The organism is Ruegeria jejuensis, from assembly GCF_041537905.1.
GTDB lineage: Bacteria > Pseudomonadota > Alphaproteobacteria > Rhodobacterales > Rhodobacteraceae > Ruegeria_C.
The window spans coordinates 1-13,210 of sequence record NZ_JBGRUO010000018.1 but is presented as its reverse complement, the minus strand read 5'-3'; the positions used below and the strand labels follow the sequence as shown (position 1 = coordinate 13,210).

The 13,210-nt window shown below is 59.3% G+C and carries 9 protein-coding genes; 6 read left to right on the top strand and 3 right to left on the bottom strand.

Annotated features, from left to right (window positions below; translation table 11 throughout):
• Entirely contained in the window at positions 1-2,301 is a 2,301-nt protein-coding gene (locus tag AB1E34_RS18450; RefSeq protein ID WP_372573788.1) for a molybdopterin-dependent oxidoreductase, read from the bottom strand.
• Positions 2,302-2,423: 122 nt separating this feature from the next.
• On the opposite strand from AB1E34_RS18450, the gene AB1E34_RS18445 reads away from it, so the two are divergent.
• The 3 genes from AB1E34_RS18445 to AB1E34_RS18435 are packed head-to-tail and all read left to right on the top strand — an operon-like array spanning position 2,424 to position 4,700.
• Positions 2,424-3,350, top strand: coding sequence for a transketolase (locus AB1E34_RS18445; protein WP_372573787.1), 927 nt, complete (start codon positions 2,424-2,426; stop codon positions 3,348-3,350).
• A gap of 12 nt (positions 3,351-3,362) precedes the next feature.
• A complete protein-coding gene (locus tag AB1E34_RS18440) occupies positions 3,363-4,367 on the top strand; it encodes a transketolase family protein (protein ID WP_372573786.1) in 1,005 nt (334 codons plus the stop codon).
• 30 nt (positions 4,368-4,397) lie between these two features.
• A complete protein-coding gene (locus AB1E34_RS18435) occupies positions 4,398-4,700 on the top strand; it encodes an SUMF1/EgtB/PvdO family nonheme iron enzyme (RefSeq protein ID WP_372573785.1) in 303 nt (100 codons plus the stop codon).
• On the opposite strand, the gene AB1E34_RS18430 is transcribed toward AB1E34_RS18435, so the two are convergent.
• Both AB1E34_RS18430 and AB1E34_RS18425 read right to left on the bottom strand, forming a co-directional pair.
• Positions 4,637-6,175, bottom strand: a complete 1,539-nt coding sequence (locus AB1E34_RS18430) for a sulfatase (RefSeq protein ID WP_372573784.1) — start codon at positions 6,173-6,175, stop codon at positions 4,637-4,639. The genes AB1E34_RS18435 and AB1E34_RS18430 overlap by 64 nt on opposite strands.
• Positions 6,176-6,477: 302 nt before the next feature.
• Positions 6,478-7,296, bottom strand: coding sequence for a DUF2189 domain-containing protein (locus tag AB1E34_RS18425; protein WP_372573783.1), 819 nt, complete (start codon positions 7,294-7,296; stop codon positions 6,478-6,480).
• A 416-nt stretch (positions 7,297-7,712) separates the two neighbouring features.
• Here AB1E34_RS18425 and AB1E34_RS18420 point away from each other — a divergent pair, with 416 nt between their 5' ends.
• The 3 genes from AB1E34_RS18420 to AB1E34_RS18410 all read left to right on the top strand — a co-directional run bounded on the left by AB1E34_RS18420 (position 7,713) and on the right by AB1E34_RS18410 (position 12,918).
• Entirely contained in the window at positions 7,713-9,272 is a 1,560-nt protein-coding gene (locus AB1E34_RS18420) for a winged helix-turn-helix domain-containing tetratricopeptide repeat protein (RefSeq protein ID WP_372573782.1), read from the top strand.
• A gap of 233 nt (positions 9,273-9,505) precedes the next feature.
• Positions 9,506-9,904, top strand: coding sequence for a hypothetical protein (locus tag AB1E34_RS18415; protein ID WP_372573781.1), 399 nt, complete (start codon positions 9,506-9,508; stop codon positions 9,902-9,904).
• 185 nt (positions 9,905-10,089) lie between these two features.
• Positions 10,090-12,918 (top strand): M10 family metallopeptidase C-terminal domain-containing protein, encoded by a 2,829-nt coding sequence (locus AB1E34_RS18410; protein ID WP_372573780.1) that lies wholly within the window; start codon positions 10,090-10,092, stop codon positions 12,916-12,918.
• Positions 12,919-13,210: the final 292 nt, after the last annotated feature.

The following is a 13,210-nucleotide window of genomic DNA, read 5'->3' as shown; positions in this document are numbered from 1 at the left end:
TCAGCCTCCTGTATCTTGCGCGGTTCGCGGTACAAACCGGGGCGGGTCAAAGGCGCGGATATCCGGCAGCGGAGCAACCCATTTCTCGACCCGGACCAGTGCGGTGTGGCTGATATTGCCCTGCGTCAATCCCGACGCCCCCTTGTCAATGGTCAGGACGTTGGGATTGCCATGCACGTCCAGCCGCCCGTCGGGTGTGTCCTGAAGGTCCAGCCAGGCCCCGGTTGGGAGGACCACGACATCCTGACGCATATGATCTGACAGTTCCACCGCCGCCAGACAGGCCCCGCGGTCGTTGAATATCCGCACCACATCGCCCTCACGCAGCCCGAGCGCGGCCGCTTTGGCCGGGTGCAGGCGACAGCGTTCCCGGCCTTCGATCTTGTGACTGCGGCTCGCAAGACCATTGTCAAGTTGACTGTGCAGGCGGGTCGCAGGCTGGTTGGAAATCAGGTGCAATTGGTCGGGCTCTGCGGCCCCCAGCCACTCGGCCGGTTCCAGCCAGGCCGGATGGCCGGGGCAATCGGCGTGATCCATCGCGGCAATCGCCTCGCTGTAGAGTTCGATCTTACCGCTTGGCGTGGCCAGTGGCTGGCCCTCTGGATTGTCGATGAAGTCGCGGAACAGGATGCGGGTCTCGTGGTTGTCGGGAATCTCGAAATGCCCTGCCTCCAGAAAGCGCTCATACTCCGGCAGGTCGATTCCTTCGCGGCTCGCCACCTTGCGGCATTCGTCCCAAAGCCAGGCCTGCCAGCCCGCAGCGTCGCGCCCTTCGCTAAAGGCCTGTTCCAGACCCAGCCGCGTCGCGAGCCCGCAGAAGATGTCATGGTCGTGCCGCCCGTCGCCCACCGGCTGCAGTGCTTGCCGCATGGCGATCAGATTGGGGTCGCGCCGGTTCAGGAACAGGTCTTCGCGTTCCAGCGGCGTGGTGGCGGGCAGCACGATATCCGCCCGTTTGGCGGTTGCCGTCCAGCTGTGATCCTGCACGATCACGGTTTCGGGCCGTGTCCAGGCGCGCTCCAGCCGCAGCAGGTCCTGATGATGGTGGAACGGGTTGCCACCGCACCAATAAACGAGGCGAATGTCAGGATAGGATCGGGTCTGCCCGTCATAGGTATAGCTGCCACCGGGGTTCAGCAGCATATCCGCCACCCGCGCGACCGGAATGAAATCAGCCACCGCGTTGTTGCCCTGCGGCACCGAGGGCCAGTGGATGAACCGTCGGGGCCGACCCGGCGGCGTGGTCGAGCCGTAGCCAAAGCCAAAGCCGGTGCCGGGCTGGCCGATCTGTCCCAACAGACAGGCCAGCGCCAGCGCCGCCCAGACCGTCTGTTCGCCGTGATCGGCGCGCTGCAGCCCCCAGGCGACCGAGATCATCACCTTTTCACGCGACAGCGTGGCGGCCAGTTCGGCAATCTCTGCAGGTTCCAGATCGCAGAGTGGCCCGGCCCATTCGGGAGATTTCGCGATACCATCCGACTCGCCCATCACATAGGCGCGGAACCGGCCATAGCCATGGGTATAGCGCGCCAGAAAGGCTTCGTCCTGCCAGCCATTGCGAATCAGCTCATGCGACAGCGCCAGCATCAGCGCCACATCCGAACCGGGACGGATCGGCAGCCAGGTCTCTGCCGGCACCGTGTCATAGTCAGTGTCCAGCGGTGAGACGCAGATGGTCCGCATCCGGTTCCGGGCAGCATGGCGCAGCCAGTCCTGAACCTCATGCGACCAGGTGCCGCCCGACGCGATCTGCGCCGTCCGCCCCGAGATGCCGCCGAATGCCAGCATGAGCGAGCAGTTCTCTGCGATCAGCGGCCAGCTGGTCAGCCCTTCTTCGAGCTGCTTCAATGGCATGCCGGTGATGTAGGGCAGGATCACTTCGGCCGCCGCATGTGAATATGTATCGCGCGCGGCCACATAGCCGCCGGTCAGGTTCAGAAACCGCCGCAGCTGTGACTGGCTGTGATGGAACCGGCCCGCGCTGGCCCAGCCATAAGACCCGCCGAAAATCGCCTGATTCCCGTGATCTTTGGACACGCGGGCTATTTCACCCGCTGCAATGTCCAGGACTTCATCCCATGGCATTTGCATATAGGCATCATCGCAGCGGTTGCGGCCCGCATCACCGTCAAGCCAGCCTTTGCGGATGGCAGGCTGCAGGATGCGGGCCTTTTTGTCTGTGGCCGCCGAAAGCCAGCCATCACCGATCTGCGCGGGCGATGGGTTTTCCGGGTTCGGATGCAGGTCGATGCCTTCATCCCCCTCGGTGATATGATAGGCGCCCCAATGCGCAACGGTCATTTTGGGAGCGTCACGGCGCCCGGCGCTTGTCATTTTTGATTACTCACTTTTACATTTGTAAAATAATATGTCATATGATACGTGACAGAACAACCACGAATTTCAGCGAGGAGGCCCGCGCAATGCGCAATGAGAAGACCACCGACGAGGTCGCACTTGGGATCAGGCGCCGTGTTTTTGAACATTCCATGCGAAACAATGGCGGCTATCTGTCTCAGGCCTGTTCGGCCGGAGAGCAACTTGCCTGGCTTTATAATGAAGAACTGAATCTGGGCGCTCCGACTTTGCCCATGATCCCTAAACCGTTCGAGGGTGTCCCGTCGCCATCGAATCCGGATTATCACACGGGCGCGGGCTATAACGGGCCTGCAACACCAGATTTCGACCGGTTGTTCATTGCACCGGCCCATTACGCTCTGGTTGCCTACGCCACGCTTATCGAGGTGGGTCGGATGGCCCCCGAAGGGCTGGAGATGTTCAACAAGGACGGCTCCAGCGTGGAGATGATCGGGGCCGAACACAGCCCCGGCATGGAGGTGCATAACGGCACGCTGGGCATCGGCCTGTCGACCGGCGCGGGGCTTGCCTATGGCCGCAAGCGACGTGGCGATTCCGGGCGCACCTGGGTGTTCATGTCCGATGGCGAGGTGCAGGAGGGCCAGACGTGGGAGGCAGTGCAAGCCGCCGCCTATCACGGCATCGACAACTTGTTTGCCATCATGGACGTGAATGACCAGCAATGCGACGGCGCTATGTCCAGCGTGATGGAGGTGGGCGATATCCGCACCAAGTTCCTGAACTTTGGTGCCGCCTGCGTCGAGATCGACGGCCACGATATTGGTGCGATGCGCGATGCGGTGAACGAGCCGCATGACGGCAAACCCCTGATCATCCTCGCGCGCACCAACCCGTTCCACACAATGTCGATCCTCGAAGAGCGGTTCCCCCGGCTGCACTACGTGCGCTTCAAATCCGAAGACGAACGCGCCCGGATGAACCAGTCCATCGCCGCCGATCTTGGCGTTGATCCCGTCGACTATCTGCACTGAGGAGCCTGCGACATGGTAGAAATGGTATCCCGCCCCTACGCCTCGGCCTTCGAGAAATTCGCAGCCGGAAATCCTGACATCCTGTGCCTGTCGGCGGACCTGACTTCGTCCTGCGAGGTGGACGGGTTCCGTGACCGGCACCCCGATCAGTTCCTGAGCCTTGGCATGGCCGAGCAGAACATGATGAGCTTTGCCGGTGGTCTGGGCCTGGCCGGGTTCCGGCCCTTCATCCACACCTTTGGCGTGTTCATGTATCGGCGACCCTATGATCAGCTGATGGCGTCCATCGCCTATCCACGCCGCAAGGTTCGCCTCATGGGGTTTCTCCCCGGCGTCACCACTCCGGGTGGAATGACTCACCAATCGATCGAGGATATCTCGGTCATGCGGTCCATTCCGAACATGACGATTCTGGAGACCGGTGACGCCACCGAGGTGGAAAGCATCTGTGAAGCCGCCGACAGTATCGATGGCCCGGTCTGGTGTCGCGTGCTGCGCGGCTCGGTTCCGCGCCTGTTCGACACGCCGATCAAGGTCGGCGAGATGCGCGAGCTATCGACAGGCGACGACATTCTTGTCGTGACCGCTGGTATCTGCACCGAAGAAGCCATGCGTGCCCGCTCGGCCCTGTCACGTGCGGGTCTGTCGATCCGGCATCTACATTTGCATACGATCAAGCCTTTTGACCACAAGGCGCTGCTGGATCACATCGGATCGGTGAAACACGGCGTTGTAACGCTGGAAAACCATGTGACCGAAGGCGGCATCGGATCGCTGGTGGCGGAAACCATGGCTGATGCCGGTGTCGGCAAGCGGCTGGTAAGGCTGGGGCTCAAAGACACCTACGCCCATGGCGGGTCGCGACCCTATCTGATGCGCTATTACGGGTTGGACGCGCTGGCGATGGTACACGGGATCGAAGACCTGATGAACCAACGCTTTGGCATAACCGAAAGCGATCTGGAGACGGCGCGGGTCGAGGACGTGCATTCGCTGGTCAAGGCGGAGGCGCTTTGATCCTGCCGAACGGGTGCCGTGGTCCGGCGGATGACGCCGGGTCCCGGCAGCAACTGGACGGGCCCCGCGGATCACCCGGTCGTAAAACCAGCCAAAAGCGATGCGCCGGCATTCGGCGGACGGGCGGGTGGCCGCTTGCCCAGCGAGGCTGAACGAGAATGTGCCCAGGGGCTATCCTCAGGGCGAAGACGAGCCGGACGACACCAATTCCAAATTTTGCAACAGCCGGCAGGGCCGCGTTCGGTCGGTAGGCCCGCAGGCGCTGCCGCCTATGACGCAACCCTGAGATCCGCATCGGTCATGCCGAGCCGTTCCAGTTGTTCCGCCGGATAGCCTTCCTGATCCATAAGATCGCGCGCCAGTCGTAGCATTCGGTGTCTTTGCCCGGCATCGCTGTGCCACAGGTTTTCGGTCTGACCCGGATCGCGCGCGCGGTTGTAGAGAAAGCACTCATAAGTGCGCGGGTCGATGCTGATCGGCGTTTTCCAAAGCGGCAGATCGACGGATGGGTCAAACATGCCCTGTTCCGCAGGGGGTTCGGGTGGTCGCCCGACGCGGCCATCCACTGGATTGTCGACAATCAGCGGACGGAAGATTGCCGTGGAATAGGTAAAGAGCGGTTTGCCTTCTACCGGTGCGCGGAACAGCGTGTATTCGCCATCCGTCACACACAGCCCTTGACCGAATGTACCGTAGATCAGCGCGTCATGCGGACTGTCAGCGCCGTCGCTGATCATGGGCAGAATGGACTTTGAATGACGGTTGCCCTCCGGAACCTCACCCCCGGCGGCTTCGATCAGCGTAGCAAACAGATCAACTGTCTGGGTTAGCCCACTGACATGTTGGCCATTGCCCGGCGCCTTCGGATGCCAGACGATCATCGGAATATTGGCGTGGCTGTCATAATGCGGGAACTGTTTGCCGAAGGCGCGCCGCTCTCCCAGGTCATGGCCGTGATCGGTGGTAAATACCACCATGGTATCCCCCCAGAGGTCCAGCGCATCCATCTTGGCCATGAATTTGCCGAGCCAGGTATCCATCATCGTGACCTTGCCCATGTACTGGGCGCGCAAGAATGCCAGTTCTTCGGGCGTGGTTTCATCCATGAATCGTTCAAGATCGGCATAGACCTGATATGGCGGCCAAATGTTGAAATCGTTCTTGTCGCCTTCGGTATACATCGAGGCGTAGGGTTCGGGCACTTCGAAGGGTTCGTGCACGTCGAAACACTCCACCTGCAGAAAGAACGGCCCCTTGCTGGCATTCTCGTCAAGCCAGTCCATGGCGCCCTGGAATACCTTGGGCGCGAAATAGTCTTCCTCGCCTTTAAAGTCCTTCACATTGGCCGCGTATTGGCGAATGTGCTCGGCGGCGCGGTATTTCATCACGTTCTTGACCCAAGGCGGATCTTCGGCATGGGGATCGGGCAATTTCCAGCCATCCACCTCGTGCCCGCGCACGAGTTGCAGGTTCTGGAACCCCTGCATGTAGCCGTTCGCCTCTTCCTCCCAGTAATGGTAGTGGTCGGTGACCATGGCGGTGTTGTAACCGGCCTTGGCGATTTCCTTGGGCATTCGAGGGTCAAAGACCTCCATCCCGCCCCAGGGTCGCCAGAGAAATTCCTTGCGCCCTGACATGATTTCTCGCCGCGCAGGCATACAGGGCAAGCTGCCGACATAATGGTCTTCGAACACCTGCCCGCGCGCCGCGAGTTTTTCGACATTTGGTGTTTGGCAGGATGTGCCGGGATTGTAAGCGGAAAGGCAATCCTTGTTCAGGCTGTCGACGAGAACCACTATGATGTTCATGCTGCGGCCATCCTTTCGAATCCTTTCTGAATAAAAGCCTAGACGTCTCCGGCAGAAGCAACTTTAGCGTACATTATTTATTTATCAACTGTCAAAAAAATTTACATTTGAAGCCCTGATGGAGCACTGGCCTATGCGCTCGGCTTGAGAATTTCAGATCGATGCTAAATCCGCTCGCCTGTATGGGTTTGCCGCACTGTCGCAAGTTGGCGCAGAGCCCAAGGCGGACCTCGCAAATCATTGGCAATCCAATAAAGAGCGTTCTGCACGCGGGGGGAGTCTCGACCCAAACGTATCGGGGATCACCCCTCCTCTGGGGTCACGGCCCGCTGATAGAGATGCCATGTGGTGTGGCCAAGGATCGGCAGCGTGAAAATCAGGCCCAGAAACGCCGGAACCAGCGACAACAGCATGGTGACAATGATAATCGCCGCCCAGACGAGCATGACCACGGGGTTTTCATAAACGACGCGAATGGATGTCAACATTGCAGAAATGAAATCAACTTCCCGGTCGAGCAGCATGGGCATGGCAACGACGGTCACCGAGAAGAGAACTGCCGACAGAAACGCGCCGACGCAGGTGCCAAAAGCAAGGAAGATCCAGCCTTCCGATGTGAAGAACACGGTGTTCAAAAACCCGTCCAAATCCGAAAAGGATGAATCTTTCAGGATGATCACCAGCAAAGTCCGAAACTGGTAGAACCACACCCACAAAATGAACAGGGTGACAAAGGCTAACCAGCCCATTTCACGCTTGCGTTGCTTGGCCATGACAGTGAGGATTTCAGACCAACCGAAGCTCTCTCCCTTCTGCAACCGGCGGGACATCTCATAAAGCCCGGCCGCAGCAAAAGGCGCGACGAGCGGAAAGCCTATAGCGGCTGGAATGACCATCCAGATCTTGCCGAGCCAGAACAGGCACCAAACAAACAGGATTCCGAACACCGCATAGAACAGACCGAAGAAGCCGCTCATGACGGGGCGCGCCAGAAAGTCGGAAAACCCGGCCTTCAGTGACTCGGTGATATCATCTGCCGTCACCTTATTTACTGCGGGGCTGCCCGGCTGCTGTGGCGTAAGATCGTCCGGTGGTGTGGAACCTGCGGTCTTGGATGTCATGACTCACTTCTCCCGAAACACATCGCCGCGCTGGTCTTTTTGGCAGCAGACCCCACGGTGCAACAGACATTCCTCCTCCATGCGTAAGTTTGCATCAGGTGCGGCATAGGGGCAAGGGCGGCCCTTTGGCCAGAGCCCGGTGGGTGAAGAAGGGATTTGGGGGCTCCACGTCGCCCGACATCGTTTGAGTTCGCTCAGGCTCAAACCCTGCGGTGACAGCGATTATCGGCAAACTGGGCGGCGATAGAGACAGCGCGCTTTTTGAGTATTAGCGCAACGGCGCCATCACTATCGCCTCTCTCCCCTTTGCACAGACCGTCTCGGCGCGGGAGATTCAATGCAATCATTTTCATCTGATGGTATGCTTGAGATTTAAGAGCGTGAGGCTTCAGCATTGTGAAGCGCAAAAAAGTACGATGCCGGATTGGATCTACAACCCAAACAAACACTACCTCATCAAAGGCGATGTCTCCGTTTCGCTAACGCCCAAAGCCGCTGCGGTTCTGGAATGTCTCGTTGCCCGCACCGGCGAGATTGTGTCGCGTGAAGAACTGCTCGCAGAAGTCTGGCCAGGGTTGCACGTTACGCCCGACCTTGTTCGAGAGTACATTCACGACCTGCGCGTGGCCTTGGGCGACGATGCACAAAACCCCAGTTTCATCAAGACCTTGCGCGGTCGCGGGTTCAAATTCCTGGGCGGCGTACAGACAGGCGAAGCAGGCATGGCGGGGCTTCTGCCCCCGCGCGAGGCTCGTGTGACTCTCGCCATTCTGAGGCCCTATGTCAAAGAACAGGCGCAGGACTGCGCGCAAGTCTCAGAGGCCATCGCAACCGATCTCGTCAACGAGCTGGGGCGGTATCGTGACATCGCCGTGGTTGCGCGCATGTCGTCATTTTCCGTGGACATGCAACAGGATGCGCGGGCCATAGCGCAGTCGCTTGAGGCTGACTATCTGCTTGAAAGCAATCTCGATATTATCGGTGGCTTCGTTCGGGCGCGTTTCCAGTTGGTGGATGGCAAATCGGGACAAGCGCTTTGGTCGGACAAGGCGGAGCGCTCGGCGACCAACCTGAATGCAGCGCGCGATGAAATTGTCAGATCGGTTGTTTCAAAGCTCGTCGGTTGGCACGGTGAGCTTCACGTAGCGCAGTTCAAATCAGCCTCCGTTCTCGCCCCCGACGACCTCAACGCGTTTGAGCATTTCATCAGGGGGTGCGATATCAATCTTGAACCCGATGAAACGGGGCTAATGCGCTCAATCGAGCATTTTCGTCGCTCGCTGGAGTTGGACCCGCGTTTCGCCCGATGCTGGGCGATGAAATCGGTCATGCTGCGCTGGGCCTATGATGTCGTTGCAGACCCCTCCCCCGAGATGCTCGACGAGGCGGGTGAGGCGATCGAGCAGGCATACCGCCTTGAACCGCACGACCCAGCCAATCTGGCATTGGTGGCCATAAAGTGGGCCGGTGACGGTGATCTGCAGCGCGCAGTCGAAGCGACGCGGCAAGCAGCGCAGTCTGTTTCGTCGGACGCCGATGCCTGTATCGCGGTAAGCACGCCACTTGCACTTGTTCTTGGCGATCTGACCGCGGCCCGCGAAATGCTCGATCAGGCGCAGGCGCTTAATCCTGCGCTCCCCGGTTATCATCGGATCGTGGAAACCCGGATTGCGTTTTTCCTTGGTGATTACGAAAGGTCGGTAGCGGCATCGCAGCGCGGGTTCGAACATGTCTCCAGTCTCGGTTTTTGTGCCTTGTCACAGGCCATGCTGGGCAAAACCGAAGCGGCTCATGCCACCATTTGCGAGATTACAAAACGCTTCCCACGGTTCAACCTTGAAGCCTATGCAGACAGGTTTCCCGTTGTCCACGCAAGGGCACGAGACAGGTTTGACCGCGCGCTCAACCGTCTTCGTAAATCGGTTGATCCGGAAGAACATGTCGCGGTGGCTGTGGCAGATAAGCCAGTCGGTTAGCGAAAGGCGCAACCACGTTGCGGCAACGTTGAGTGAAGACTCAACATAACTCCACGATGTGTATCAGTTCGACCGCCTTAGGATGAGAGGTGCATCGCAATTGTTGGCGATGGGGTAAGCGCTGGCCATTGGCCGGATGGCAGACTGATACGGCGATCTTAATCCGCTTTCTCGTATCGGTGTTAGACCGCTGCCATCCGTTGAAGTGCCAGAATTTTGTGAGGAGAAATATTATGTCCGCAACTCTTTCCGACTACGCAGTTCTTATCGATGCAGGCTTCAAGCTGTCGTTCTTTCAGACGCAAGAAGCTCATGTGGACTTCAATCCACCTGACAACATCATTCTGAATTCCTCGACAAGCCGCCCGGTGTTGTGCTTTCGCGCCGACCCCGACGGGGCAGCCGATCTGAAGCTGAAGGTCGAGGTGCAGAAGCTTGGAACGGGAGATGAAGCGACCGTGCTCTCACTCCCCATGAAAAGCAGTGAACCAAGGACGGTTCACGAGGTCCTCGGAGGCAGCCAGCTTCACACAGGCACCAATCGGTTTGTCTTCAAGGTTGACGAAGAAAGCGGCGGAAGCGTCAGTGTGACGGACGTCGTTCTGTTGTATCGCAGACCGGTGAACGGCTGAAGCAGAGCTGCGGTCGCGAGCTTCGGCCACCCTCGAAGTCTCAAAAATTCAAACTTGTAAGGGCTCGGCCCCCGGGCCCCGGTCCGTGACGTGCTGCTTACCTGACATCTGTTAGAGGCTGACCGCCACTTGCTCACTGCCCACCGAGCGGTGTGCCGGGCCAGAATTTTCAAGGAGTTATTGTTATGTCTACCGTTCCAAATCTACCCGATCCTGTTTTCCAAGGAAACAAACCGTCAATTGATCTGGATGATCTACCCGACCAGTGGGAGGGCGGCGGCATTTACTGGCCCCAGAATGGCGGTGATCTGCATGTCGTGTCATTTTCCTTCCCGCAGACCCTTCCCGACGACTGGGCGGATGTGGTTGGACTGCTATCGGCGCAGAGCTATCAGGGCTTTGGTGCCGACGCGCGTGACGGTGCGGCCCTCGCGCTGCAGCAATGGGCCGACGTGTCGAACCTGGCGTTCTTCAACGCGGGCACCAGCCATGCGGGGCAAATTCAGTTCCTGGCCCGTGACATTGGCCCGACGGTCGAGATCGACGGGCAACCGGTTCAGGTACCAGCCCCGGGCGTCGCTTATGGCCGGCATCCCGACGATGACCCGAGCAACAGCCGCGATGGAGATATCACCATCAACACGCTTTATCCCGGTATTGCAAACCAGATCCTGAACGGTGCCGATCCGGGTGAAAGCGGGTTCCGCATCTTGATGCACGAGATCGGCCATGCGCTGAACTTCGATCACCCTGGCGACTATGACGCCGGTGATATCCCGTCCCCGACCTACGCCAACTCGGCGGAGTATTTCGAGGACTCCCGGCAATACACGATCATGTCCTATTTCAGCGAAACCAATACGGGGGCCGACTTCAACGGCAACCACGCTGATAGCCTGATGCTGCATGACGTCAAGGTGGTCCAGGAGGTCTACGGGATCAACGACGAGACACGTCTGGGCAACACGCGTTACGGATACAACGCGACCCTGGCTAACGACCCGATCCATGACTGGAGCGTGAATGACGATCCGGTCTATGCGATCTGGGATGCCGGTGGGGCGGATGACTGGCTAGACCTGTCCGGGGATACCAACGCGCTTGGTGTCCGGCTGGACCTGCGTGAGGGTGCGTTTTCCTCGACCCACGGGATGACCGACAACATCGCCATCGCTTACGGCGCGCGGATCGAGAATGCCGTCGGCACCAACAGGGGCGACGAGATTCGCGGCAACGCATTGTCCAACGACCTGCGCGGCGGCGGCTCGGTCGACAGTATTTGGGGCTTCGAGGGCAACGACATCCTGAGCGGCGGCAGCGGCAATGACATGCTCATGGGCGGCAGCGGCAGGGACTATCTCAGCGGTGGCAGCCATGATGACACCCTCAGTGGCGGGATTGATAACGACGCGCTGCTGGGTGGAGCTGGAGATGACAGCCTGCATGGCGGGTTTGGACATGACGCGCTCAATGGTGCTTCGGGTGATGACACCCTGCGCGGCGGTCACGGACACGATACGCTGCGTGGCGAAACCGGCGATGATCACCTGCATGGGCAATGGGGCAATGACGAAATCTACGACGGTTCAGGCGACGACATCGTGCGCGGGGGAGCCGGTGATGACGTCATCTTCAATGGCGCAGGAACCGACGATTTCGACGGCGGCAACGGGTTTGACCGGATCGACTTCTCGGCCTCATCGGCAGACTGGACGGTGCATCTGCAGACCGGCACTGCGTCGAACGGTGTGATCACCGAAACCGTCGAGAACTTCGAGATGGCGGTCATGGGCGATGGCGACGACATTGTTCGTGCAAGCAATACGAACTCAGTTCTGATCGGTGGCGGCGGCAATGACACGCTTGTCGGCGCCTTTGGCGATGATGGAATTGTCGGTGGCGACGGCGATGACCTGCTGCGCGGAAACCGCGGAGAGAACATCCTCAATGGCGGCGCAGGCTTTGATATCGTGTCTTACAACGTGCCGCTTGGTGGGTTCACCTATACCGTCGATCTTGCACTCGGCGGTCCGCAGGTTGTGAACGGCGCGATCACCGACACGCTGATCAGCATCGAGGGGCTAACTGGATCGCTCTATGCCGACACGTTTTATGGCACCGATGGCGCCAACCTGCTTTCTGGTGGTTCGGGCGACGATTTCCTCAGCGGCCGTGGCGGCGACGATGATCTCGATGGCGGGCTCGGCGAGGATACGCTGTTCGGTGGCGACGGAGACGACAGCATGGTCGGCGGCGGTGGAGATGACCGGCTGTTTGCACATGATGGAGATGATGTGCTCATTGGTGGCAGCGGCGATGACGACCTTTACGGCGGCAGCGACGAGGACGAACTGGAAGGCGGTGCCGGTGCCGATCTGTTGCATGGTGGCTCAGGCATTGACGCGGCCAGCTATCGCAACGCCGAGGCAGGCCTACGCGCCGACCTCGCCAATGCAGCTGTTAACACCGGCGATGCGGCAGGGGACAGCTATGCCTTCATCGAGAACCTGATCGGCTCAGCCCATAACGATGTCCTGCGCGGCAATGGCGGCAGCAATGAGATTGACGGTCTCGAAGGCAACGACATCCTGCGGGGACGCGCCGGTGACGATATCCTCCGCGGTGACGGAGGTGATGATCAACTGTTTGGCAATCAGGGTCGGGACAACTTGCAGGGCGGCGATGGCAACGACGCTCTGCGGGGTAATCTAGGTGATGACATCTTGCGTGGTCAGGACGGCGATGACCGCATGATCGGTGGTCTCGGCGACGACCGGATGGCCGGCGGCAACGGAGCCGACATTTTCGTCTTTGGCGTTGCGACCGGATCGGATCTGATTGCAGATTTCGATCTGGTCGAGGACCGCATCCGTATCAATGGAACCGGCCTCGAATTTGATGATCTCGCTATCAACCAGCAGGGTGGATCGACGGTGATCTCCTATCTGGACAACGAAATCGAGCTCGCAAGCACCATCTCCACGGACCTGACCGAGATCCATTTCTTGCTCTGAGTATTGATGATCAAGACATATCCTTGGGCTGCCCGCAGCGGCGGCCCAGGGAACCGACAAACCGGCGGCCAAGCGGGCTCTTAAAGACATCGACCGCAAAACGCGTAAAACACCCGTATTAGATCCCGTGCCAATGCGGGTTCCATCAGGGCTTTGTTGCACAAATCGCCTGAGGGGATTCATCTCGTGAATCCAGCGTGATAGCTGGATGTTATGAGCAGTTGGTCCCCTACGACGTATAAGACCAGGAACTGGCCTTCGTACAACACAGCGCTGAAGCAGCGCGGTTCAT

Excerpts from the sequence above, each read along its gene's own strand:
- AB1E34_RS18450 (WP_372573788.1), bottom strand. The coding sequence starts at position 2,301 with ATGACCGTTGCGCATTGGGGCGCCTATCATATCACCGAGGGGGATGAA.
- AB1E34_RS18445 (WP_372573787.1), top strand. The coding sequence starts at position 2,424 with ATGCGCAATGAGAAGACCACCGACGAGGTCGCACTTGGGATCAGGCGC.
- AB1E34_RS18440 (WP_372573786.1), top strand. The coding sequence starts at position 3,363 with ATGGTAGAAATGGTATCCCGCCCCTACGCCTCGGCCTTCGAGAAATTC.
- AB1E34_RS18435 (WP_372573785.1), top strand. The coding sequence starts at position 4,398 with ATGACGCCGGGTCCCGGCAGCAACTGGACGGGCCCCGCGGATCACCCG.
- AB1E34_RS18430 (WP_372573784.1), bottom strand. The coding sequence starts at position 6,175 with ATGAACATCATAGTGGTTCTCGTCGACAGCCTGAACAAGGATTGCCTT.
- AB1E34_RS18425 (WP_372573783.1), bottom strand. The coding sequence starts at position 7,296 with ATGACATCCAAGACCGCAGGTTCCACACCACCGGACGATCTTACGCCA.
- AB1E34_RS18420 (WP_372573782.1), top strand. The coding sequence starts at position 7,713 with ATGCCGGATTGGATCTACAACCCAAACAAACACTACCTCATCAAAGGC.
- AB1E34_RS18415 (WP_372573781.1), top strand. The coding sequence starts at position 9,506 with ATGTCCGCAACTCTTTCCGACTACGCAGTTCTTATCGATGCAGGCTTC.
- AB1E34_RS18410 (WP_372573780.1), top strand. The coding sequence starts at position 10,090 with ATGTCTACCGTTCCAAATCTACCCGATCCTGTTTTCCAAGGAAACAAA.